The organism is Flagellimonas algicola, assembly GCF_005937185.1.
GTDB lineage: Bacteria > Bacteroidota > Bacteroidia > Flavobacteriales > Flavobacteriaceae > Flagellimonas > Flagellimonas algicola.
On record NZ_VCNI01000002.1, the window covers coordinates 455049 to 479917 of the forward strand.

At 42.3% G+C, this 24869-nt stretch carries 21 protein-coding genes and 1 tRNA gene; 9 read left to right on the forward strand and 13 right to left on the reverse strand.

Annotation, left to right across the window (positions count from 1 at the left end; genetic code table 11):
- Positions 1-13: 13 nt before the first annotated feature.
- The 9 genes from FGG15_RS10775 to FGG15_RS10815 form a co-directional block, all read right to left on the reverse strand.
- Positions 14-1333, reverse strand: coding sequence for an NHL domain-containing protein (locus FGG15_RS10775; protein WP_138836098.1), 1320 nt, complete (start codon positions 1331-1333; stop codon positions 14-16).
- Positions 1326-2096: a sterol desaturase family protein gene (locus FGG15_RS10780; RefSeq protein ID WP_138836100.1), complete on the reverse strand. Its 771-nt coding sequence runs from the start codon at positions 2094-2096 to the stop codon at positions 1326-1328. The genes FGG15_RS10775 and FGG15_RS10780 overlap by 8 nt, the downstream gene beginning before the upstream one ends.
- Positions 2097-2195: 99 nt before the next feature.
- Entirely contained in the window at positions 2196-2711 is a 516-nt protein-coding gene (locus tag FGG15_RS10785) for a hypothetical protein (protein ID WP_138836102.1), read from the reverse strand.
- Positions 2712-2988: 277 nt separating this feature from the next.
- Positions 2989-6123 carry a tetratricopeptide repeat protein gene (locus FGG15_RS10790; RefSeq protein WP_138836104.1) on the reverse strand — a complete coding sequence of 1045 codons (3135 nt, stop codon included), beginning with the start codon at positions 6121-6123 and terminating at the stop codon, positions 2989-2991.
- A gap of 108 nt (positions 6124-6231) precedes the next feature.
- Positions 6232-6660, reverse strand: a complete 429-nt coding sequence (locus FGG15_RS10795) for a Fur family transcriptional regulator (protein WP_138836106.1) — start codon at positions 6658-6660, stop codon at positions 6232-6234.
- A 1-nt stretch (position 6661) separates the two neighbouring features.
- Complete coding sequence (locus FGG15_RS10800) at positions 6662-7054, reverse strand: hypothetical protein (RefSeq protein WP_161991958.1); 393 nt, start codon at positions 7052-7054, stop codon at positions 6662-6664.
- Positions 7055-7092: 38 nt separating this feature from the next.
- Complete coding sequence (locus tag FGG15_RS10805; RefSeq protein ID WP_237561806.1) at positions 7093-7521, reverse strand: hypothetical protein; 429 nt, start codon at positions 7519-7521, stop codon at positions 7093-7095.
- A 4-nt stretch (positions 7522-7525) separates the two neighbouring features.
- A complete protein-coding gene (locus tag FGG15_RS10810) occupies positions 7526-8851 on the reverse strand; it encodes an ABC transporter permease (RefSeq protein WP_138836112.1) in 1326 nt (441 codons plus the stop codon).
- On the reverse strand, positions 8848-9474 hold the full coding sequence (locus tag FGG15_RS10815) for an ABC transporter ATP-binding protein (RefSeq protein ID WP_138836114.1): 627 nt from the start codon (positions 9472-9474) through the stop codon (positions 8848-8850). The genes FGG15_RS10810 and FGG15_RS10815 overlap by 4 nt, the downstream gene beginning before the upstream one ends.
- Positions 9475-9595: 121 nt before the next feature.
- On the opposite strand from FGG15_RS10815, the gene FGG15_RS10820 reads away from it, so the two are divergent.
- Together FGG15_RS10820 and folE are read left to right on the forward strand one after the other, a co-directional pair.
- Complete coding sequence (locus FGG15_RS10820; RefSeq protein ID WP_138836116.1) at positions 9596-10003, forward strand: MerC domain-containing protein; 408 nt, start codon at positions 9596-9598, stop codon at positions 10001-10003.
- A gap of 28 nt (positions 10004-10031) precedes the next feature.
- A complete protein-coding gene (gene folE / locus FGG15_RS10825) occupies positions 10032-10697 on the forward strand; it encodes a GTP cyclohydrolase I FolE (protein WP_138836118.1) in 666 nt (221 codons plus the stop codon).
- 9 nt (positions 10698-10706) lie between these two features.
- On the opposite strand, the gene FGG15_RS10830 is transcribed toward folE, so the two are convergent.
- Both FGG15_RS10830 and FGG15_RS10835 read right to left on the reverse strand, forming a co-directional pair.
- On the reverse strand, positions 10707-12119 hold the full coding sequence (locus tag FGG15_RS10830; protein ID WP_138836119.1) for an alkaline phosphatase PhoX: 1413 nt from the start codon (positions 12117-12119) through the stop codon (positions 10707-10709).
- A 211-nt stretch (positions 12120-12330) separates the two neighbouring features.
- Positions 12331-12412, reverse strand: a tRNA-Leu gene (locus FGG15_RS10835).
- A gap of 164 nt (positions 12413-12576) precedes the next feature.
- Between FGG15_RS10835 and FGG15_RS10840 the strand changes: the two genes are divergently transcribed.
- The 3 genes from FGG15_RS10840 (at position 12577) to pth (ending at position 14917) form a co-directional block, all read left to right on the forward strand.
- Positions 12577-13518, forward strand: coding sequence for a ribose-phosphate pyrophosphokinase (locus FGG15_RS10840; RefSeq protein WP_138836121.1), 942 nt, complete (start codon positions 12577-12579; stop codon positions 13516-13518).
- Positions 13519-13535: 17 nt separating this feature from the next.
- Positions 13536-14195 carry a 50S ribosomal protein L25/general stress protein Ctc gene (locus FGG15_RS10845; RefSeq protein WP_138836123.1) on the forward strand — a complete coding sequence of 220 codons (660 nt, stop codon included), beginning with the start codon at positions 13536-13538 and terminating at the stop codon, positions 14193-14195.
- Between the two features lie 92 nt (positions 14196-14287).
- Complete coding sequence (gene pth / locus FGG15_RS10850) at positions 14288-14917, forward strand: aminoacyl-tRNA hydrolase (RefSeq protein WP_138836125.1); 630 nt, start codon at positions 14288-14290, stop codon at positions 14915-14917.
- 6 nt (positions 14918-14923) lie between these two features.
- Here pth and FGG15_RS10855 read toward each other — a convergent pair whose 3' ends face one another.
- On the reverse strand, positions 14924-15610 hold the full coding sequence (locus FGG15_RS10855) for a hypothetical protein (protein ID WP_138836127.1): 687 nt from the start codon (positions 15608-15610) through the stop codon (positions 14924-14926).
- Positions 15607-19248, reverse strand: a complete 3642-nt coding sequence (locus FGG15_RS10860) for a reprolysin-like metallopeptidase (RefSeq protein WP_237561807.1) — start codon at positions 19246-19248, stop codon at positions 15607-15609. The genes FGG15_RS10855 and FGG15_RS10860 overlap by 4 nt, the downstream gene beginning before the upstream one ends.
- Positions 19249-19434: 186 nt before the next feature.
- On the opposite strand from FGG15_RS10860, the gene FGG15_RS10865 reads away from it, so the two are divergent.
- The 4 genes from FGG15_RS10865 (at position 19435) to FGG15_RS10880 (ending at position 24868) form a co-directional block, all read left to right on the forward strand.
- Positions 19435-20364 (forward strand): bifunctional riboflavin kinase/FAD synthetase, encoded by a 930-nt coding sequence (locus FGG15_RS10865; protein WP_138836131.1) that lies wholly within the window; start codon positions 19435-19437, stop codon positions 20362-20364.
- A gap of 1 nt (position 20365) precedes the next feature.
- A complete protein-coding gene (locus FGG15_RS10870) occupies positions 20366-21682 on the forward strand; it encodes an HTTM domain-containing protein (protein ID WP_138836133.1) in 1317 nt (438 codons plus the stop codon).
- A 49-nt stretch (positions 21683-21731) separates the two neighbouring features.
- On the forward strand, positions 21732-23003 hold the full coding sequence (gene serS, locus FGG15_RS10875; protein ID WP_138836135.1) for a serine--tRNA ligase: 1272 nt from the start codon (positions 21732-21734) through the stop codon (positions 23001-23003).
- A gap of 77 nt (positions 23004-23080) precedes the next feature.
- A complete protein-coding gene (locus tag FGG15_RS10880) occupies positions 23081-24868 on the forward strand; it encodes a tetratricopeptide repeat protein (protein WP_138836136.1) in 1788 nt (595 codons plus the stop codon).
- The last annotated feature ends 1 nt before the right edge of the window (position 24869 follow it).

Sequence of the window (24869 nt, forward strand, 5' to 3'; positions counted from 1 at the left end):
TCTTTACTTATTTTTAATCCAAAAGAATTTTTCGAATCCTGTGGTTGTGAAAATCGGTCACATAAAGTATGTGCTTTTCTTTATCCAACGCCAAGTTCCAAGGATGGTTAAACTGGGCATCCTCCCCTGGTCCATCCAAGTAGCCTTTTTCCCCACCCGCAATGGTGCTAACCATACCGTCAGGGTTTATTTTCCGAATACGATTGCCGTTTGCATCAGCTACATACAGTGTTCCATCTGTATCCAAAGCAAGTCCTGTTGGTGATACAAATTGTGATTCCGAAGCTGGCCCATCCTTGAACCCAAGGTCGCCCCCTGCATAAGTACTTACTTCTCCTTGGGGATTTATTTTCCGTATGCGGTTATTGATGGCGTCAGCCACATAAATATTGTATTCATCGTCTACAGCAATGCCAGTGGGATAACTAAATTGGGCTTCCGTCCCTACACCATTCTTGAATCCCCTATCAGAACCTGCAATCGTTGTTACCGTTCCTGTTATGCCGATTTTTCGAATACGATGGTTATTAGAATCCGCAACATAAATGTTGTTCTCGGAGTCCATTGCCAATCCCTTAGGTTCGCTAAATTGGGCCATAGCGAAACCATCCGCATTTCCTCTAGAACTTCCAGACCATGTCACTACGGAACCCGTAGATATTACTTTGCGAATCTTGTGGTTATAGACATCCGAGATGAATATGTGCCCAAATGGATCAGCTACCATGGGTCCTGGGTTATTAAACTTGGCATTCACCCAAGTCCCATCTTCAAAATCAGCAGTGCTTCCTGTCAAGGTGCTAACAACACCTTCCGAACTGATGGAACGTATCCTGTGATTATAGTCAGAAACTAACAGGTTACCAGCTGCTGTTAGAACAATACCTCTTGGGTGGCTAAACTCGGCTTCCTCACCATTTCCGTCAGCATAACCCATCCTACTGCCTGCCACAGTGCTCACTCTGTTACTCGATAGGTATTCAAACTCTGGCCCAATGAGCTCTTCTTCTTCAAACATAATTTTAATGGTTCCAGTGAACGCCCGAAAGGGTACTTCCGCAATGATTGCGTTTTCTCCTCCGGATAGTATTGATGCAGATTCTACTCCATTAAAATAGACTTTCGTCACCCCTGTTAAATACTCTCCTTTTATGGTCACTAGGGTTCCTGCAGTTCCAGACAAGGGTGCCACCTCGCCCAGTTTTGGACCATTATGAGCCTCCTCTGGCAACTCCTGTTGTTGCTCAATTGGGGTCGTCTCCTCTTTGCTGCATCCAACAATAAGACCCATAATCAACAGTATCCAGAAAAGCTCTTTTACTTTTTTAGGCATGGTCTTTTTTTTGCTGTTCCTTGTTAAGATCTTTGAAAGTCAACATATCCCATACCCTGGCGGAAGCTCCCAAATAGAACCCCGTATGGTGCTCATATCTTTTTGGATTTTCAAAGGTGCCGAACAGGATGTCGAATATGGGTAAATCGGAATAGTTGTGTTTGTGAATCCCTTTCGCGTGGTGTACTGTATGACTTTCAGGACGTTGAATAATATATCCCAGCCAAGTGGGTGTCTTTATGTTTGCATGCTGGAACATCCCCAAAAAGTTGGTCACTAATAAGGTAAAAGTGATGGCTTGCGGAGACAATCCCACAAACAAGGCAAAACAAATACTTCCCAAAACAGTCCATCCAATCATGTCCATGGGACTGAAATAGAAAGCCCCGTAGGTGTCCAACCGTTCAGCACTGTGATGCATCTGGTGAAAAGTGCGCCATAAAAATTCTGAACTATGCAAAGCTCTGTGCCATATGTACACCCCAAATTCATATACCACCACACCTATTAGTCCACCAATAACTGTTGTTAAGTCCGTGAGGTCCAACAACCGAAAAGGTTCTAAATAGGGGTCAATAAATAAGGGTAAGTAGGACGATAAATAAAAGAAGAATGCAAAAGCACCCAACCCTCTCAATTTCCAAAATTTTACTTTCGGTAGTTTTCTTGCGGGAAACAATCCTTCCCAAATCATCAGTACCGCATAGATGGCCAAAACTGCCAACGATACTGGGTCTAATAAAATTTCTAATGGTGTTGGCATGATATATATATTTTTGTTCAACAACTATTTTTAATGAATTTAAGCGGGCAGTTGGCGGCTTAAGGCGCGCCTACTTGCACCAAGCCTTAAAGGGTTGGCTTAAAGCAGAAGTCCGCTGTCCGTTACCTTTAAATGTTTTGTATTATTGCCTTTTTCAAGTTTTACCTTAAGCGTTTTTGTGGTTTTTCTTCCATTTCTATAGGTAACCAAATACAAATTCTCTATGGGTTTCCACTGTGGGTATTTTTCCTTAATCATTTGCTGGATATGCGCTGGCATTTTCACATTTTTGAACTTCTCCGTGGCCAATTTAATTTTACCTTCTCCATCAAATGCCACGTTTATTTGACCTTTATTGGATTTAAAAACTACTCTGAAGAGCTCACTACGTCCATCAAATTGTGACACTTTGCTCACGTCCCAATCCGCAACAATTCCTTCCAGAAATCTTACCTGATCGGGCGTTGTCTTACCTTGTACCCCATCCAGATAGTCAAGATTTGCAAATAGAAAATCGAAGCTGTCATTCTCGATGTTACCGTTCATCGGGTCATATTGTGAATAACCCATACTTGTCATACCTATAAATAATAGGCCCATTAATACATTTTTCATGATTTTACTTTTTTGTTTGTTACTAATTCGTTATCTATTGAAACACTGTTTTCTTTTCTTTCAAGTATTTCAAAATCATGGGACAAATGTATCCGTACACCATCCCTGAGGACAACCTGGGATGTGTCAAAATCAATTAAAAATGTTGAATGTAAATCGCTGAAGTTCTATTTGTTACAGCAAATGGAAGAAATGTTGCATAGTCTGCAACAAATGTTGCAAAGTGTTAAATTGAGTCTAGGAACACATTGCAAAAATCAGAGTACCTCAAAGGTGTTTAACGCCGGGAAACAGCACTCGGAGACATTCCAAATTGTTCTTGAAAACATTTGGAGAAATAGGAAGGATTTTGGAAGCCCACACTGTACGCAATTTCTGCCACCGTACCACTTTGCTGTTGCAACATGTCCATAGCCCTATGTAAACGGAAAGACCTAATAAATTCTATAGGGGTCTGATTGGTAATTGCCTTAATTTTACGGAATAGTTGAGATCGGCTAAGTGCGACTGCATCTGCAAGTTCCACCACCCCAAAATTTTCATTGTCTATTTCGAGTTCCAATATTTCAGTAACCTTCTTTATGAAGTCTTGATCAATGGAACTGAATTTGAGTTTTTTAGGTTTAAGTATATCCCCGGTGGAAAAATACTCTTGCATTTTTTTCCTAGTGGCTATCAAATTTTCCACCCTTATCAGTAGTTCCTCATTGTCGAACGGCTTGGTAAGATAGTCATCTGCCAGGTTTTTAAGTCCTTCTATTCTATCCTCTTTGGAGGATCGTGCCGTCAGTAAAATAATGGGGATATGGCTGGTTCGAACGTCTTCTTTCAAGATTTTACACACCTCCAATCCATCCACCTTGGGCATCATCAAATCGCTGACTATGACATCCGGGATATGTTCCAGCGCCTGTTGTATGCCGACTTCCCCATCTTTGGCTTCCAATACTTCATATACGTTCCCAAGCACCTCTTTGATGTAATTCCTAAGGTCTTCATTGTCCTCAATGAGCAAGAGCATGGGCAGTTCCTCACCATCAATATCCGTTTCACCCACCTCAGGGGATTTGGAATCCCCAGCTGGAATATCCATAGGAGTAGAATGGGTTGTGGTGGCTATCATCTGTACCTCTTCTTCAGATAGGTGTTCTTTCCCAAAGGGAAGCAGCACTTCAAAAGTACTTCCGACACCCAGTTCACTTTTCACCGAAATGGATCCCTTATGCAAATCCACCAACTCTTTTATGAGTGATAGCCCAATGCCCGTTCCAACCACATTATCTGCATCCGCATTGGCCGCTTGATAAAAACGATCAAATATAAAAGGTTGTTCTTCCTTGGCAATTCCCTTGCCTGTATCTGAAACCTTAATGGACAAAGTTTCATTGCCGTCCTTATTCATCTGCTGTAGGCTTACGGAAACATTGCCCTCTGAAGGGGTGTATTTTAGGGCGTTGGATAATAGATTGATAACGACTTCTTCTATTTTGCTCTTATCGATATAGAGAAAATAGGACTCTTTTTCAGTTTGGATGGACAGGTCAACATCTTTCATTTCTGCCATGGATTGAAAAGATAACACCCAGCCCTTGAGCAATGGAACTATATCAATAAATGAGGTTTTTAGTGAAGTCTTTCCTGCCTCAATTTTGGACAATTCCAACAACTGATTGATTAACTTCAACAATCTTTTGCCATTGCGGTCAATGATGTCGATAGTGGGACGCAAAGTGTTATCCACACCTTTTCTCAATTTGTCAAGAGGTCCCAAAATAAGGGTAAGCGGGGTCCTAAATTCATGGGAAATATTGTTGAAAAAACGGGATTTTAACCGATCAATGTCTTCCAGTTGCTGGCGTTGTTGAGCTTCAATTGCTAAAAGCTCCTTGTTCTTTTTATTTTTAAACTTGAAGAACTGAAAAACAAATCCAACGGCTATCAAGGCCAGCAGTGCACCAATGGCATAAATGTTCTGCCATAAACGTTGGGTTTTGTTCTTTTGCTGCAATTGATCAATTTCCTTTTCTTGCCTAACGTTGTCATACCTCGCTTGCATTTCTGCCAGTTCTCGGGTCTTGGTCTTTCTAGAAAGACTGTCCTGAACTTCTTTATATAGTTTAAAATAGGCCAAGGCCTCTGCCATATTCCCTTGCTTTTCTTTCAGCTCTGAAAGATCCTTGTAGGTTTGGCGAAGCGTAAGGTAATTATCCTGTTGTTTTTTGATTTGCAAGGAGCGATTCAAGTATATAGTTGCACTATCCAAACGCCCGGTTGCCAAATGTACCTTCCCTATATTATTGGTGACCCACCCCAACATGATTTTCCTGTCGGTTGTTTCACTTACTTTTCTGGCCGCCCAATGGTTTTTGAGCGCTTCCGGGTAATCCTCTTTCAGATAATGCACTTCCCCAAGATTGGACAATGCCCTAATCATCCCCAGTGGAGATTTGAGTTCGTTGTGAAGTTTCACTGACCTTTCATGGTACGCTTGAGCGCTGTCATATTTTTGCCAGTCCACATAAGCCACTCCTATGTTATTAAAAGTCTTGGCCAGATTGGCCTTGTCTCCTATACGTTGATAGCCCTTTAAGCTTTGGGCATAATAATCCAGAGCGGTTTGAAAAAGCCCTTTCTCTTCGTGCAAGACACCCAGTGACAAATTAAAATTTGCCAAGCCTCTTTCATCTTTGATTTCTTCCTTGATTGCCCTTCCATCCTGGAAATACTGAAGTGCCCTTTCTTCATTGTTCTTATCCAGATAAAGTACCGCAATGCGGTAGTATACGTCCGAAATTCCCTTTTTGTGATCTAATTGCTCGTTGATTTGGATACTCTGTTCATAATGATTCAAAGCAGCATCTAGTTTGTCCTCAATATTCTCTAACCTACCGAATAGCAAATGGATATTGGCAAGGGTAATGTTGACTTCGCCAGTTTGAAAGAGAGCCAATCCGTTTTCAAGATTCGTTCGGGCAGCCTTGTAATCTCCCTTCCTGATAAGGAGGCCTCCCAATCCCGAATACGCTTGTGCCAAGAAGTTTGCATTTTCTCCATTTTGTAAAATCGAGATGGATTGATTCAATACCGAACCGCCTTCCTCGTATTTACCTTGCAAGGTGAGCAGTTTTCCTTTTAAGATTAAATATCTTGCATGTTGCAGGGGGTATTCCTGTATCCCGGCTTCCAAGCTTTGCTCTTCTATAAAATCTTGGGCCTGTGTTGTTGAGTTTGCGTAGTAGGTTTCGGCAATATCATTGGCTTTAGAGAAATACGCTTCCCCCGACAATGACTTTAATTGCTTTTCCAATTCTGCATTTCTTTCAGATTGGGCAAAACCCATCGTGGAACTCCAAAAAAGTACAAAACACAACAACTGCCTAAACACTCTATTTGTGGTAGAAACGCTTCCCATAGTCAAGAACAAGATAGTAAAATTACCCTTGGGTTATAGCGGTAGACCCGTGCTTAGATTCTGTTTGTTAGGGAAGTAGCGGATTACCTTTGAAGAATAAAGAACCTTTTAACAATTGGCACAGGTTCCCCTAATAATGGTCTGTATATTTTTGGCCTTAAATCCACTGGGGACCTTCATTTGAATTTCCGTCATCCCTTTTACGCAATAAACGGTTTCACAAGATTCACAAACAAAATGGGCATGTTCCTGACCAGCGGAAGGTGAAGCTCCCAAGGCATATTTGGTGATTCCTGAATGGTCATTAATACCATGAATCAGTCCCACCTCCTCAAACGCAGATAAATTCCGATATAGGGTAGATTTATCCACGCCTTCGCCCATTATCTGCTTCAAATCACTATAAGACTGGGCGTGCTTGGCGTCCTTGAAATGCTTTACAAGCTCTAACCGCAATTTGGTTTTCTTTAGCCCCATCTGGTCAAGAAGCGCTTCATTGCTCTGGTCGATAATGTTAACTTTTGTTTGCTCCAACATCTTATAAACTTAAGGCTATCGCTTTTTCAATTCGATAATAGCAGTGATTGGGATTGTCGGCATTAAGGCGCAGCACACCACTTACCGAGAGCAGATCATCCATTATGAATGAAGGCTTTTCGTCAAATTCAAGTTCCATTATGGTTTCAGGGCCTCCATTACCACAAAAAAAACAGGACGCCATTGGGTTTTTGGAAAGTAGGTAAACGGATTGGGTTCCATCCAAAACCAAAAAATAACCCGTTACTATGACTTCCTTTCCCTCCAAGGCCAGAAGTTCGGGTGCAAACACTGCCTGCCTGAATATTGGAATGTCCGCATTGGATTCCCATGAAATACCTGCTTGGAGATCGGCCCATTCCAAGACCGTTTGTGCCTGAACCTGCGTTCCCAACCAGCACAACATCAAACAACAAAACAAACTCCAGGTTTTCAATTTAACAATTGGCCCGTGGCCCCATTTAAAATATAATTGCAACGATCCACGTTATCCGGGTTGAGTTCCAGTATCCCAGTAACCTCAACAATCTGATCCGTTTTAAAAGGTGGTTTTTCCTTGAAATCAACCTCTATAATGGTCTCTGGTCCGGCTGCCCCACAAAAAAAGCAGGAAGCCATAGGATTTGCAGAGATCAAAAAGATGTCCCCATTCCCGGAAATGTCCAGGAAAAAGCCTTTAATCTTAACCTCCTGTCCTTGGAACGATTTAATCCTTGGACCAAAAGTAGGCATCAAAAAATTAACATCATATGTAGCATTATACTTAGGTTCAAAATCAACATCGGCAAAGTCCTGCCATGTAAGTTGCATCTGAGCGTACAGTCCTTGAATCGTAAAGAGCAGTACTAATGTGAAAAGCATAGGGTTACGCATCTGATAATGTTTTTGAGATATTCAATTTAAAAATAGATATTGAAGCAAGCAAGGTGGCGACCAAAGTTATGAGCAATGCCACACCAAGAAAGGCTATTTCCGTGGCGTCAAATCCTGTCATTTGTAAGTTATATCCATAGGAAGCTTCGGTAACTAAGGAAGTTATCCAAATACCTATCCTTCCCAACAGCCAACCAAGGAAAAATCCTGAAAGTGTTAATAGAAGACCTTCCAAAAAAACAACCCACAACAATTGGGCAGTCCCAAGGCCGTAGATACGTAACAAGGCCAATTCCTGCCTGCGCTCCCTAATGGTCTTTAAAAGACTGATAAAAATACTGAGCCCGGACACCAACAAGATGGCCAAGGCAATTCCATTGATGGTTTTAATCCCTGAACCCAGCAAACCTAAAAGACGTTGAACTTCAAAGCCCGGTAAGGCGGCCTGCATGTTGGTATTTTCGTTGATAAACCTTGGCAATTGCACCATGGCCAATGGATTCTTGAACTTCACTAAAAAGGAAGTGACCTCACGATCTTCATGATCGTGTTCTTCGCCAGCATGTTCATCTTCATGATCGTGGTCGTCATGCCCGTTATGGTCGTGAGCTTCATCATGGTCATCGTCTCCTTCATGATCGTGTTCATCTTCAATGTCATGCTCGTGTTCTTCCTCGTGTTCTTCGCCATGCTCCTCCCCGTGTTCGTGTGCTTCCCAAACACTTTCCAGATTGGAGATCAATAACCTATCTACAACAGTTCCTGTGGGCTTTAGTAACCCCTTGACCACGTAAGGATGATCTTCATGGGATTCGACTCCAATTGAAGCCAGTCCGTGGGAACTCGTAAAGGTATCACCTACTTTTAACTGCAGTTTTTGGGCGATAATGCTTCCTACTACCACCTCAAAAGATTCAGAATACAATTCCCCTTCCAAAAGAGTAGCTTCGTATTTATCCAAATACTCATGGGTGGTCCCCAAAATGCGATATCCCTTGTAGTTATCCCCATATGAAACTGGAATAGCCAATTCAACCATGGGGTTTTTGGTTAAAAATTCCGCCTCTTCCAACTTGATGTTTCCTGTAGGCACATCTATATGTAAGACCGAGGACAATACCAGTTGCAGCGGGCTTCCCTTCGCTCCCACCACCATATCAAAAGGTGCTATGTTTTTATCCAATTGACCACTCAATTGCTTGCTTAGTTGCAGTACAAATGTGACCAAGAACACACTCAAGACCAGTAGTAAAAGACTTAAAAGTAAATTGAGCGGCTTGGACACCATGTTCCGAAATGCCAAAAATCCTAGTCTCATAGGGTTAACTGATTTTTAAAATGGGATTTTACTCTGTGGTCATGGGTGATAATCACCAAACTACTTTGACAGATTTTGGCCTCCTCCTTTAAAAGTTCGATAACGGTGGTACAATTTGCATCATCCAAATTGGATGTGGGCTCATCGGCAAAAACAACATCTGGTTTATGGATCAGACCCAAGGCAATGGAAAGTCGTTGCTGTTGTCCCTGGCTAAGCTGTGTAACCTTCTTGTGGAGGACTTCAGAAAGTCCCAAACGTGAAGCAAGTTCCTTTATCCGAGCCTTGTCCAGAGCTTTTTTTGGAAAACTTTGTCTTAACACCAAGTTTTGGTAAACGCTAAGGGATCTAATAAAGTGATACTGCTGAAATATCAAACCAATATGGCTGCCTCTAAAGCGATCCATATCTCTTCGTTTCAAGGTTTGAAAATCTGTTCCCGCAACAGATATTGTACCACTGGATACAGGTAACAAACCGGCCAGTAAATGTAATAAAGTGGTTTTACCAACCCCTGATGGCCCAAGAATCAAAAGGTGTTCGCCAGATTTTAAATGGACATCAGGAAAGGAAAATTCCGATCCATTTTCATAGGTAAATTGAAGTGCATCTGTTTGTATCACTTAAATGCTTTTGGCAAAAATAAAAATAATTATAAATGCAACTGAGTTGCATTTAATTTTTTAAGCTACTTTTGTTTGGCAAATTTCAAAATTTGGAGCTTGACGTTAAATCTACTTAATTATGAAGACTATTAATCTTACATCAAAATCCGATGTTATTGGTGCAACTGCCAGTGCACTTTGTCTAGTACATTGTGTGGCCACTCCATTTCTTTTTGTGGTTCAAGCAGGGGTGGTGTCCGTAGGAGAGGGACGTCCACAATGGTGGGGGATTCTTGATTTGGTTTTTCTTGTAATTTCCTTTTTTGCCATTGTGTGGACCAATAAGACTACTGCAAAGCGCTGGGTTGGTTTTGCCCTTTGGATCTGTTGGCTATTGTTGGCCTTTGTTGTTTTTAACGAAAAACTTTCCTTGATTCCGCTTGTTGAAGAAGCAGTGTACATCCCGGCATTGGGTCTTATCTTTTTTCATATATACAATCGCAAATATTGCCAATGTGGACAGAAAAACTGTTGTGCAGATACTTAATTTGCATTTTAACCTCCCAATTACCAAAATGGATATCGACAAAATAGAAATTATAGGAGATCAGCATCTTCCTACTTCCTTAGAGACGCCTTTACATCCCAACGCTTTTGATCATTCCGATGATGAAAAGATTGAAACCATTCAACACCACTTTCAAAAAATAATGGAAGCTCTTGGTTTGGATTTATCCGACGATAGTCTCTCCGGCACCCCATACCGCGTAGCTAAAATGTACGTGAAGGAATTGTTCTATGGTTTGAATCCCAAGAACAGACCCAAAATTTCTACCTTCAGCAACAAATATGGGTATAAAAAAATGCTGGTTGAAAAGGACATCAACATCGATTCTTCCTGTGAACACCATTTCCTTCCCATAGTCGGAAAAGCCCATATCGGGTATATTCCAAAGAACAAGGTCATTGGGCTTTCCAAAATAAACAGACTGGTGGATTATTACGCCCACCGCCCTCAAGTACAGGAACGCCTTTGCTTGCAGATCATGAAGGATTTACAGCAGACCTTAGGTACCGAAGACGTGATTGTCGTAGTGAATGCGGAACATCTTTGTGTTTCCGCTCGTGGAATCAAGGACAAAAACAGCACTACAACTACCATGGAATACGGAGGCGTTTTTGAGGATTCTATTTATCGTAATGAATTTCTAGCACTGGTTGCAGATGATGTAAAGCGGTAATCACCCACGCTACACAGCCTCCTTGCCAAATCTTTCCCATGGTCCGGTAATGGCCACAGTATCCCCATTCTCCTGAACATTGACGAACAGGGTTTTGCCTGATGGTGAAAACACCAAGCCCGTAAGTTCGGATTTGGAACTACGGTTGCAGGCCAAAGTATAAATGTTTCCATCTTTATCAATACCCCGAATATGGTTCAACTCCCCATTATCTTCACATAGTAACACATCTCCCCAAGGAGCAATGCTAAGGTTGTCGCACATATGCAAAACAGTTTTGTCGTTGGATTCTGCATAAAGTTCTAGCATGGCAGGTTCCGCATTCTCCCCTTCCAAACCTTCCTTTGGGGATAAGCTATATTTAAAAACCTGTCCGAAATTGTGTGGCCCACCGTTGGTGCAAGCGAAAAAGAGCTCCCCTTCTCCCATCCATATACCTTCACCACGAGCAAACCGGGCTGCCCCAGAATCAAATCCCCTATACCTTAGGTCGTCTTCGGGAGCTTCTACATTGTCCATATTTATCCAAAATACCTCCATTGGGGAATTTCTTGCCACCTCCTGTGCTTCCCAGTTTCTTGTATCCAGACTTTTCTTGTCTTTAACTGCTAAAACCTGCAGCATACCGCCAGCCAAAAGGTTTTCCTTTTCGTTCGGAATAAACCTATAGATAAGTCCATCGGGTCTATCCTCGGTTAAATAAACGCAACCCGAATTGGGATCAACCGCTACAGCTTCGTGATTGAATCTTCCCATAGCCTTTATTGGAACAGGAGTGACCATCTCCTTAGCATTCTTGGGAACCTCAAACACATAACCATGGTCTTTAAGGATTTGGTTCCCATCTGCTTTGGTAACGTCTTCCTCACAGGTAATCCAACTGCCCCAAGGCGAAACCCCACCTGCACAGTTTCTATAGGTTCCCGCCAAACTCAGATATTGATCTACCACTGTCCCTTTTTCTTCATCATATATCAAGGTAGTTGTACCCCCCAATCCTGGATTGATTCCACTTCCTGAGTCGAAGAGTTTGTCCAAATCCACACCTGACAATAATTCGTTGGCTGGGCCAAATGGACTATGTTCCAATGTTGTGGGGCTGTTCTCATGGTTGCAAATAATGACTGTTAGCCCTGCGTCATCCAGAAAGGCCCCCATTCCATCAGGTCTACCGGGCACCAACAGCCCGTCAGACATTTTTTGACCAGACTTTGAGATAATTTTATACGAAAACCCCTCGGGAAGATCCAGATAACCATTGGCATCTGGTTTAAGATCCAAACTGACTGCTTGCTCGGCTTCTGAATTCCCACCCTTCTTTTTTCTATTGGTACAATTGACCAATGATATCAGAGCCAAAGAGGTAAGCGTTGATTGTTTGATAAAATGTCTTCGGGTGTAGTCTTTCTGGTTATCGCTCATGCTATGTGATTGTTTTATTGTCTAGGCAGAGTCTCCTTTCAACAAAGTTATTCATTGGAATAGAAAAATTGTTCTATTGCGAATTTTAAAACAATTTGCTAACCTATTCTAAACATTGATATAGGAAAGATGATAAGAAAATGGGTGAAGAAGAAGCATTCACGGCTTATTCCAAATAAAAAAGCCGAGATCAAAATCCCGGCTTTTAAAGTACCTTGGGTGGGAATCGAACCCACACTCCCGAAAGAACTGGATTTTGAATCCAGCGCGTCTACCAATTCCGCCACCAAGGCTTAATATGTATCCCCTTTTTGAAATGGGACTGCAAAGCTAAAAAATAATTTCATTTACAACCAAAAATACCTTGAAATATCCTTTAGCAACCCGAATTAATTTATAAATTTGCACCTCTTTTGAAAAAAAGAGGATTTAATAATCTAGTCGACAACAGATTACAATGCCGTACCAAGTTCCAGAACCCAAAATTTTTGCCTGTACCCAGAGTACAGCGCTTGGCGAGAAAATTGCCGCATCCTACGGGGCGGACCTTGGAAAGGTACTTTTTTCAAGATATAGTGATGGTGAATTTCAACCGTCATTTGAAGAATCCATCCGCGGGACCCGGATTTTTATCATTGGATCCACCAATCCAAGTTCGGAAAATCTGATGGAAATGTTGCTAATGCTGGATGCGGCCAAAAGAGCTTCGGCAAGACATATCACTGCGGTAATGCCCTACTTTGGTTGGGCCAGACAGGACAGAAAGGATAAACCCAGGGTTCCCATTGCTGCAAAATTGATTGCCAAAATGTTGGAGACTGCGGGTGCCACCCGTATCATCACCATGGATTTGCATGCCGACCAGATTCAAGGGTTCTTTGAAAAACCAGTGGATCACCTGTTTGCGTCCACCCTATTCTTACCCTATCTAAAAGAGTTGGAACTGGACAACTTGTGCATCGCTTCTCCCGACATGGGGGGTTCCAAACGTGCCTATGCATACTCTAAAGCCCTTGAAAGCGATGTTGTGATTTGTTACAAGCAGCGTGCCAAAGCCAATGTAATTTCCCATATGGAACTCATTGGCGAAGTGAAAGGGAAGAATGTCGTTTTGGTGGATGATATGGTAGACACGGCCGGGACTCTTACCAGAGCAGCTGACCTTATGATAGAAAGAGGGGCCTTGAGCGTACGAGCCATCACCACTCATGGTCTGCTGTCCGGAAATGCTTATGAAAAAATAGAAAAGTCAAAGTTGACGGAATTGATCGTAACCGATTCGATTCCCGTTGAACAAGACAAGAAAAAAATAAAAGTATTGAGTTGTGCGGATCTGTTTGCAGACGTCATGCAAAGGGTTCACCATAACACCTCAATATCATCAAAATTTTTAATGTAAATCAATTTTAATATAAAATGAAGTCAATTACTATCAAAGGATCTCAAAGAGAAAGCGTGGGCAAGGTTTCTACCAAAGCCTTACGTAATGCTGGAAAGGTCCCTTGCGTGCTGTACGGAGGGGATAAGCCATTGCACTTTTCAGCAGATGAACTAGCGTTCAGACACTTAGTGTACACTCCCAATGCTCATACGGCTGTGATTGAGTTGGAAGATGGTCAAAAGTTTGACGCTGTATTACAGGATATCCAGTTTCATCCTGTAACCGACAAAATTTTGCATATCGATTTTTACCAGTTATTCAAGGACAAGCCTGTAACCATGAATATCCCAATTCGTTTGGAAGGGAACTCCCCTGGAGTACGAAATGGTGGTCGTTTGCTTTTTAGAAAAAGAAAACTAGCTATCAAGGCTTTGCCTGACTTGCTTCCTGATTTTATCACTATAGATATCTCTAAGCTTAGAATAGGTGGAACTATTCCTGTTGAAACGATTTTAAGTGATGATTACACCATTCTTCACCCTGATAGTACTGCAGTAGTGCAGGTAAAAGCTTCTAGAACATCTGTGGATGATGAGGAAGAAGAAGAGGAAGAAATTGAAGGTGCAGAAGGAACGGAAGGAACTGAAGCTGCCGCAGAAGGTGCTGATGCTCCAGCCGCCGAAGCTACCGAGTAGGTTTCCATTAATCAAAATAATAGCATCCCCGTTTTACACAAAAGTAAAGTTTGGGGATGCTTTCTTATTTTTGGGCAAAACCCATTTAAAGGATGCTGCAGTTGCTAAAGTCCCTTTTCGGCATTACAAAACCCTTGATTGAAGAACGTGATCCCATGAAAAAATTTCTGATTATTGGCCTTGGTAACATTGGATCGGAATATGAGGAAACCCGACATAACATCGGTTTCCAAATCTTAGATTTTTTAGCTGAACAAGAAAGTTTTGCATTTGAAAGTGGCAAATTGGCTTCCGTAGGTACTTTTAAACACAAAGGTCGTAGCATTTTATGTCTGAAGCCATCCACCTACATGAATCTTAGTGGCAAAGCAGTGAAATACTGGATGGAGAAGGAAAAAATCCCATTGGAAAATGTCCTTATCATTACGGACGACATCAATCTTACATTTGGAACCATTAGACTTAAGACCAAAGGAAGCGATGGTGGACATAATGGGCTAAAACACATCCAAAACACTTTACAAACATCCCAATATCCGCGGTTTAGATTTGGTGTTGGAGCGGAATTTAGCAAAGGTAGACAGGTAGAATATGTTTTAGGAAAATGGAACGAAGACGAATTAGCTGCATTACCAGAACGGCTTAAAAAATCCGCAGAGTTAGTACGCTCGTATGTTTTTGCCGGTACCAAAAACACTATGAACCAGTTTAACGGAACCTAGTGTTTCTTAAAATACCCTAAAATCGAAAATCCCGGAATCTGAAGTGTTGCCCTGCACGTCCGTTGTGGTAATCCTCCAATAGTAAACAGTATCTGACAAAACTCCCACATCAATAGTATTGGTTCCAGGATCCAAGACTCCCAAGGAAGTTGCCGGAGGATTTTGATCAGAGAAAAAGACCTCAAAGGACTCAATATCATCTTCCACATCAGAACCTGTCCACTCCAAGGTCACCTCATTAGACACACTCTTTTGTATGGTGGATCCCGAAACAGGACTCACCACCTGGGCTGGAAACGGAGCATAGTTAGTCTGCGAACCTGCATTGTAAAATAACCACGTATCACTAGTGGCTGTTTGATCCGTATTTGAATTTCTTGAAGTCACCGACCATGAAAAAGGGGTTCCCTTCTCGATAGATAAACTGGCCGAAGTTGCAGCGGTGGAAATGGTTTGTGGAATATTGGTATCCAGGTTAACCACACTTAAGGTATACGTATCAGTATTTGCAGAAGCGCTCCACTCAAAAGTAACCTGACTCAGTGCATTGTTTATGCTCACACCAGTGGTGCATTCCGAATTTTCATTGGGAAAAACCAAATTGGCTCCTTCCGGAGCGGGAGGGCCATCATCACTTTTGCTGCAGGAATACAGCAAAACAAAAACGCCTAAAATTGCTAAAAACTGCTTCATTCCTTAATCATTTTAAATACTTGCTTGGTATCCAAGGTTTCAATCCTCATGTAATAGGTTCCCTTGGGCAACAGAGAAACTCCAAGTTCCAAATCGTTTCCGTTCAACGTTTCATCCTTGGTCAGGACTAATTGACCATTGGAAGCAAACACCTGAACCTTGACCAAGCCGTTATATCCACTTAAAAATACCTTAGCCGTATGGTTCACAGCATTGGGATACAGTATAGGTTTGGAAGATACAAAAAAGGACTCTTCATAAATTCCTTGGCAGTCCAAGCTGGTCGAAACCTTTAAAGTGTTCCTTCCTTCTTTCAGTTCCAATTGAATTTCGTTGTCCAATGTCTGCGTGACCAATCCATTGAGTTCGATAGTATATAAACTGCCCCCGGACATGGAAAGCGCCAAGGCTTGACCTTCTGCCTCAGCAAAAACCGAAAGCAACTCTGGTTGGGTTAGCTCCAGATTGAAACAAACCTCTCTAAAGGTGACAGTACCGTTGGTCCCTGTAATACATACCGTGTAATCTCCGGCTTCCAAGTTCCCAAAGGAATGGGAATTCGTAAAGTCCATGTTGGACGTTGTTCCCCCTCCATCCAAAACTGCTGTATAGGTAATTGAATTATCAATCGCAGTTATACTGATTGTTCCATCGTTATTGTTTCTGCAACTCTCACTCTGAACTTCCACCGTAAAATTATCTGAAGGGAAACGGTTGATTGGGCAACCATTTGTATCCACTTCGGTCCCTTTTGGTGTACCTAAGCAGAGGTCATCCCCGTCATCAAACACCCCATCCTCGTCCTCATCAGGTCTAAACGCCCCTTCGGCACAAACCTCCAGCGTAAAGCCGATTAGAGAACCCCCATCACCTGTAGCTGTATCCAAAATTTCCAAGGTCCATTCCCCAAGTGCGGATTCTCCAATAAATGAACTTAACGACCCCAAAGGTTTTACTGTTCCTGATATGGCGGGATTGATTGCGCAAACAATGGATGCCCCGTCATCATCAAAAGTGGCATTGATATTATTCGCATCCCCACAAGTATTGGAAATCAAGGTAACCTTAGTCCCCGAGGGAGAAGTCAAATTAATGATCAAATCCTCCAAATAGGTATGGTTCAATTCCAGACTTACATTGACATCTGAAACGGAAAGATTTTCAAATATGCTTACAGTGCTGCTCACAGCCGATGTCCCTACTGGGGAGATTTCCAGGGGCAACCCGGCAGGTTCCAAAGTTTTGCAATCCACCTGGATGGTTGTAAAACTAAAAGGTGTTCCAAAAGTTCCTCCTCCACACGCATTGTTGGGTCTTACACGCCAAAAATATTCCGTTTGGGCGGCCAAACTTGTTGTTTGATAGAAATTAAAAGGTACTGTAGCTGACTCCACAACATTGGTAAATCCTACATCCGTAGCAACCTCCACATCGTAGTTGGAATATAGTACGTTGTCTTCCCAGTTCAGTTGGGTGCGAATGGAAACATTACCCTCTAAATCCGCCGGGGATTGAAGTACAACATCTGAAAAGCCATTATCCTTCACAATCAAGGTCAAGGGTACATTTTTGGTTACCGAAGCTGCAGTAGAGGTAACCGTAATATTGTATTCCCCAGTAGCCACGCCATTAGTATTGGAAATAGTCAATTGCACGGAAGTATCATCTGCGCTTGCCTGGGTTGGGGCAAAAATGCCCGTAAGTCCTACCGGAAGATTGGCAGAAAAAGTGGAAGTTTCACTAAAACCACCAAAAGCTTGATAGGTGAATGGTATGATCAAATTATCGGGTTGGCAAACCTCATAAACCAAATCTTGAAAGCTCAATACCACCTGGGATTCCTGAATCGTAAAATCCGAAGTATTTACCGCAAAGAACACATTATTGCTTGCTTTGATCATGATTCTTGCCTGGGTAGTGGCATCTCCGGGTATTAGAATTTCCTCTTCCCCATCATTTAAAGTATCATCCGCCAGGGTTATGGGAAAAGTTACACCTCCATCCAAGGAAAGCATAATGTCTACGGTTTGGGCATTCACAGGCAGAATATTGGTATTGGATACATCCCAGGTCACTTGCTGGGTAGAACCCCCTTCGTATACTTCATTGGTGCCTTGCGAAGTGACCATGAAAGGTCCGGCAGAACTCACAACTTCCACGTTGAGCACATCTGAAACAACTTGACCACCCCCAGCTGCATTATCGCGAACCGTAAACGCAAATTCAAAATTTCTGGCCACATTAGAAACGGTTTCCCATGCATCATTAATCTCGGGTTCGGTCTGCGTAAGCTCGCCCTGAATTACACTGGATAACTTTGGAAAATATCTGGCCGGATCTGTAGTTGGTGGCAGAGATCTAAAATTGGCACCGCTTGGATTATCCGGACCAAAGGTCGCTGTGGTTACCACCCCATTATCAATCTGTTCCCAAGTATAGGTGAGTACATCTCCCACGTCACCATCCGTTGCAATTCCCTCTAAGACAAATGCCGTCCCACTAGGTATTATATAGTCCCCAACTGGGGTTAGCACCGGCGGATTGTTCGTAAGTCCTGTTTCTTCAGCACAGGAAACGGATTGTAAATATGTGGATATCTGCTGAATGCTATAGAAATGAAAATAATCGCTGCCATTGGGAGCCACATTATTGTCGCCTACTATCCCTGCATAACCCATTATGGTGGTCCCACTGGCTGGTTCTGCTTGTACTCCAGTTCCTTCGCTCTCAAAAGACCAAGTATGGTTGGCTCCAAATTGATGCCCAAGTTCATGGGACACAAAATCCAAATCAAAAACATCTCCCTGAGGATTAAAAGCTGCAGAAAATGCACTTCCCTTTCTATTATCTGAACAAACAGACCCAATAAAACCGGCATTACCATTGTCCTGCCCTTGCTCTACTTTATGAAACAAATGTCCAACATCATAATTCGCCTCGCCTATGGTTGATGTCAAAGTGTTCTGTACCTCAGAATTAAGGTTCCCATTATAGGGGTCGGTACCTGAATTTGTAAATATTATCAGGTCATTATTCGGAATCAATTCCAAGGTCACCCCTAAATCGGTTTCAAAAACTTCATTGACCCTGGTCAAAGTTGTATTTATGGCCGCGAGGGCATCGGCAACAGTCCCGCCATGGTGCTGGGTATATTCCCCTGATGCAGAAACCGCAATCCTATATTTGCGCAACAATTGATCATCCACTAAAGGTGTAATGGTTTTGGCCACCAACTTTTGAATGTCTCCTGTTTTACAAACAAAGCTTCCTTTTCCGGCAGATTCAGCTCCCTTTTCATAAACCACATAGGTATCAGCTTCATTGGACAGTTGTTCTATAAAGGTTGTTTGTTGGTTCCTTAGGTTTACCAGCATCCCGTCCATCCCCTTATGGGAATTGCTCAACTTCACTTTATATTGCCCATTTTGACTTACCCCGGTAAATGATTTAATCCCTGGATACTTCTTGGCCAGGTCCGGATGTAGTACCGAGGTTTCCTTCAAATCAAATCCTATGATTTCCCCATGACCATTTGGAAGATATACCGTACGCTTGTCCCTGCTGGTTTTGGCCGCAGGAAGCAAATCATCCAATATTTGACCCTTGTCCAAGGTGTAGACTGCATTCGCCTTGTCCATATTATTTTTCAGGGATGCACTTTTGAAAGAGCTCTTTACCGGTATCGATTTCCAATAAGAACGTTGACCGTAGATCGAAAATGAGATAAAAAATATGGTAATTGATAAAACAAGATGTAATTTAGCTTTCATACTAAAGGGGCGTCGGTCAATTTCAAAAATAAGCCTTTTTTATTTCTTGTTTAGGTGGAAACAGTCCAAGGCATTTCTCAGTTCACAGATACATCATTCAATACCGCGGTAACCATTGGAACCTTTGATGGAGTGCACATTGGCCACGGTAAGATACTGGAACGCCTCATAAATAATGCCAAAAATGCGGGACTAAAATCTGTTGTACTTACTTTTTTCCCACATCCCCGTATGGTACTTCAAAAAGACACGGACATTAAATTGTTGAATACCTTGGAGGAGAAAACCAAGATTTTGGAGGCCATGGGACTGGATTACCTGATTGTCCATCCCTTTACCAAAGAGTTTTCGAGACTTTCGGCGACCGAGTTTGTGCGGGACATTTTGGTGAACAGCATCAAAACCAAAAAGATAATCATTGGATACGATCACCGGTTTGGACGCAACAGAAATGCCAACATCCAGGATCTTATATCCTTTGGAAACGCGTTGGATTTTGAGGTGGAAGAAATTCCAGCCCAGGAGATCAATGACGTCTCTGTGAGTTCCACCAAAATTAGAAATGCGCTTCAGGAGGGTGATATCGTTACGGCCAACAAATACCTAAACTATCCCTACATGCTTACAGGCACTGTAAAAAAGGGCAAAGGTCTTGGTAAACAATTTGGCTTCCCTACGGCCAATTTAGATATTTCCGAGAAATACAAACTGATTCCCAAAAATGGGGTGTATGTGGTAAAGAGCCGTTGGGACGACAAGGATTATTTTGGAATGATGAACATTGGCTACAATCCCACGGTTTCAGGCAAAAAAAAGAGTATAGAAATCAACTTCTTTGAGTTTGACGGGAATCTCTATGGCAAAAAGATCCAGGTAGACCTGCTCCATCGTATCCGGGATGAACACAAGTTTGATTCCGTACAAGAGCTTCAAGAGCAGCTCAAAAAGGACAGACAAACTTCGTTGGACTTAATTTCGAGCTAAAGTGAACCAGTTTCTTTTTAAAAAAATAGATAATGCCCAACTTGTAGTTTTTAGGGTATTCTATGGCTTGCTGGTCAGCGCCGAATGTTATGGCGCCATTGCCACCGGTTGGGTACGCAGAACTTTGGTAGAGCCCAAATTTACGTTTAGCTTCATTGGGTTTGAATGGCTTCAACCCCTTCCCGGTAGCGGAATGTATATCTACTTTGCGATCATGGGCACTCTTGGGGTATTGATCACTTTGGGCTATCGATATAGATTCAGTGCCTTTGTCTTTGCCATCCTATGGACCGGGGTCTACCTCATGCAAAAAACATCCTATAACAACCATTATTATTTATTGATGTTGTTGTCCTATATCATGGCATTTTTTCCGGCAAACCGTGATTTTTCCTTGGACGCTAAACAAAATCCAAGTATTCGTTCCACCACCATGCACAATTGGATACGTTGGGCCATAATTCTGCAGCTGTTCATTGTCTATACCTATGCTTCGGTAGCCAAACTGTACGGAGACTGGTTGGACTTCAGCATCATTGAGATTTTGATGAAATCCAAAGCGGACTATTACCTTATTGGAGATTTACTTCAGGAAAAATGGGTGCACCAGATTGTGGCATTTTTCGGGATTTTTTATGATTTGTTGGTGGTTCCCGCTTTACTTTGGAAACCCACTCGTAAGGTGGCCTTCGCGTTTTCCATCTTCTTCCATCTATTCAACAGCATTGTATTCCAAATTGGGATTTTTCCGTACCTCTCCTTGGCATTTATCGTTTTCTTTTTCCCTCCGGAAACCATTAGGAACATTTTCCTAAAACGAAAAAGTGCAGAAACCGTTAATACCCCGGTCATTCCCAAAAACAGGAATTTGATTGTATCCGTACTAAGCATCTATTTCATTGCACAATTATTACTTCCCTTACGCCACCATACGTTTCACGATGATGTGCTTTGGACAGAGGAAGGACATCGCTTGAGTTGGCGGATGATGTTGCGCAGCCGTGCCGGATCTATTCGGGTCAAAGCGGTGAACAAGGAAACTGGCAAAATGGAGGTCATAAAATTGGGCGACCATCTTACCAAAAAGCAACGCCGCAAAGTATCTTGCTATCCTGATTTTACCTGGCAGTTTGCACAATACCTTAAAAAGGAATATGCCAAAAAGGGAGAGGACATTCAAGTCTTTGTGGAAAACAAGGTAAAAGTAAATCAGGGGAAATTTCATGAATTTATTGACCCAGAAGTGGACTTGGCCAGCGTACCTTGGAAACATTTTGGCCATAATGAATGGATTTTGCCCTCACAAGCTGAAGAATAGTTGGGCATCTTGCGTAGATTGAATTAAATTTGCCGCTCAAAACAAGGCCATGCTTCAATTACAAACCATAAGGGAGAATAAGGAAGGTATCATCATCGCACTTAAAAAAAGGAATCTGGATGTGGAACCCATTCTTTCCGCTGTGCTTGATTTAGATGAAAAACGACGTTCCATTCAGACTGAATTAGACGCTACATTGGCCGAATCCAACAAGCTTTCCAAAGAAATTGGCATACTTTTTAAATCAGGAAAAGCAGAAGAGGCGAACACCTTAAAAGAGCAGACTGCAGGTTTGAAAGAAGCCTCAAAACAGCTGGGTGAAGAACTCAATGCTACTGCGGAAGCGCTACAGGAACAGTTATATCTGATTCCCAACATCCCCCACGAATCTGTTCCCGCAGGTAACACAGATGAAGACAACGAGGAAATTTTTCGTCAAGGAGACATCCCAGAGTTGGCAGAAGGTGCTTTACCGCATTGGGAGTTGGCCAAAAAGTATGACATCATCGATTTTGAATCCGGGGTGAAGATTACGGGAGCTGGGTTTCCAGTATACAAGGGCAAAGGAGCACGACTTCAACGTGCACTGATTTCCTATTTTTTGGATAAGAATACAGCAGCGGGTTACACGGAGTTGCAAGTACCACACATGATCAATGAAGCTTCTGGTTATGGTACAGGTCAATTACCGGATAAAGAGGGGCAAATGTACCATGTTCAAGCGGATGATCTATATCTGATTCCAACTGCTGAAGTCCCAATAACCAATCTACATAGGGACGACATGCTTACCGCTTCGGATTTACCCATCAAGTACACGGGCTATACCCCCTGTTTTAGAAGGGAAGCCGGAAGTTATGGTGCTCATGTGCGAGGGCTTAACCGCTTACATCAATTTGACAAGGTAGAAGTGGTTCGTATTGAACGCCCTGATGCTTCTTACCAAGCGTTGGATGAAATGGTGGAACATGTCAAGAAGATTCTTGTTGAGTTAAAACTTCCCTATAGAATTCTTCGTCTTTGCGGTGGGGATTTGGGCTTTACCTCTGCCCTCACCTTTGATTTTGAAGTTTTCTCTACAGCGCAGGATCGTTGGTTGGAAATAAGCTCCGTATCCAATTTTGAGACCTTCCAGGCCAATCGGCTAAAACTTCGTTTTAAAGATGAAAATGGGAAAAAGCAACTGGCCCATACCTTAAATGGAAGCTCGTTGGCATTGCCAAGGGTTTTGGCAGGCATCTTGGAAAATTACCAAACCAAGGACGGTATTAAAATCCCCGAAGTATTGGTTCCCTACTGCGGATTTGATATAATCAATTAAGATTTGTTGTCCCTAATTTAGATTCACTTAACAGGAATTGGGGTTTTTCTACGTTATATTTGAAATAAAACGAGCTATTGCGATTCTTTGTATTTCTTATAGCGTGTCTTACCATTAGCATTTCTTCCTATGGCCAAGAAGACTTTTTGGCCAAGCAATATTTCAATGATGGGGACTACGACAAGGCCTTGGTGTTTTATGAAAAATTGGTGAAAAAAAATCCAAGGCGCACGGACTATTCCGAAGGTTTGGTGGCCTGCTATCAACAATTGGAACGCTACTCCGATGCAGAACAATTTTTACTGAAAAAAGTTGAGGACGTCTATGCCTTTCCCACATTCTTCATAGAATTGGGGTATAACTATACCCTACAAAACCAAGCTGACAAGGCTGCGGAATATTATCAAAAGGCCATTCAGAAAATAGAGGAAAATCCCAATTTTGGATATAGTGTGGGGTACCGTTTTCAAAAATATGCCCTGTTGGACGAAGCCATCCAGGCCTATCAAAAGGCCATGGTGCTTAAGCCCGAATTGAATTATGACTTTCAATTGGCCCGGATTTATGGGGAGCAAGGACAGGTGGAAAAGATGTACCAAAGCTATCTCAATCTCATCAAGGAAGGTCGTACTTCGCGCTCCAATATTTTGCGGAATATAGATGATTTTATTTCGGAAGATCCTTCCAACGAGAACAATGTGCTCCTTAGAAAGGTCCTCTTAAAAAATGCCCAGAAGAATCCAGATATCTTATGGAACGAATTGCTAAGCTGGCTTTTTATCCAGCAAAAACAGTACAGCAGTGCATTCAGTCAAGAAAAGGCCATTTATAAGCGGACAGATGAAATTTCTTTGGACCGATTGGAAAATCTGGGTCAGATTGCACTGGAAGACAAGGACTTTTCCAATGCCAGCAAGATTTTTGAATACATTGTGGACCATAGTGGCAACCCAGTTTCCAAGCTCAATGCGCAATTGCACCTTATAGATATTGATTTGGAGACGCCTGACAAAAGCACTTTGAATGCGGTGGAAAAAAAGTTTGAAGCCTTGGTGCTGGAGTATGGAAACCAAAGCCAGACCTTGCAGCTTCAAATTGCTTACGCCAATTTCCTAACCTTCAAAAGGGAACAGCCAGGCCCGGCCATTGCTATGCTAAAAGAGAGTTTGGAACTTCCTTTGAGTAATAGGGGCATGGCCTATGTAAAAATGGCCCTGGGGGATATTTTGGTGTACAATCAACAATTTAACCAAGCTCTAATTTACTTTACCCAAGTACAAAAGCGATTAAAAAATGATGTCTTGGGCCAAGATGCCCGCTTTAAGGTAGCACAGACCAGTTTTTATAAAGGGGATTTTGATTGGGCACTTACACAACTTAAGGTGCTCAGGGGTTCCACCTCGCAGCTCATTGCCAATGACGCCATGCAATTGAGCCTGTTGATATCGGATAATTCCTTGGAAGATTCGACCCAAACAGCGCTGAAAAAGTTTGCCAGGGCAGATTTGTTGGCATATCAAAACAAGAATGTCGAGGCCATTGAAGCTTTGGAAGATATTTTACAGAACCACAAAGGTGAAAAAATCGAGGATGAGGCATTGCTAAAGCAAGGACAGCTTTTGGAGGGCCAAAAAAGATATAAGGATGCCGAGTTCAACTATCAGAAAATTGCAGAATTCTACGCCCACGATATTTTGGCGGACGATGCCCTTTTTGCCCTTGGAGAGTTATATAGAACTATTCTGAACGAACCTGAAAAGGCCAAGGCACAATACGAGAAAATTATTTATAACCATCAGGACAGTTATTACTTTCCCAAGGCCAGAAAGCAATTTAGGCGTTTACGGGGCGATGCCATTAATTGAT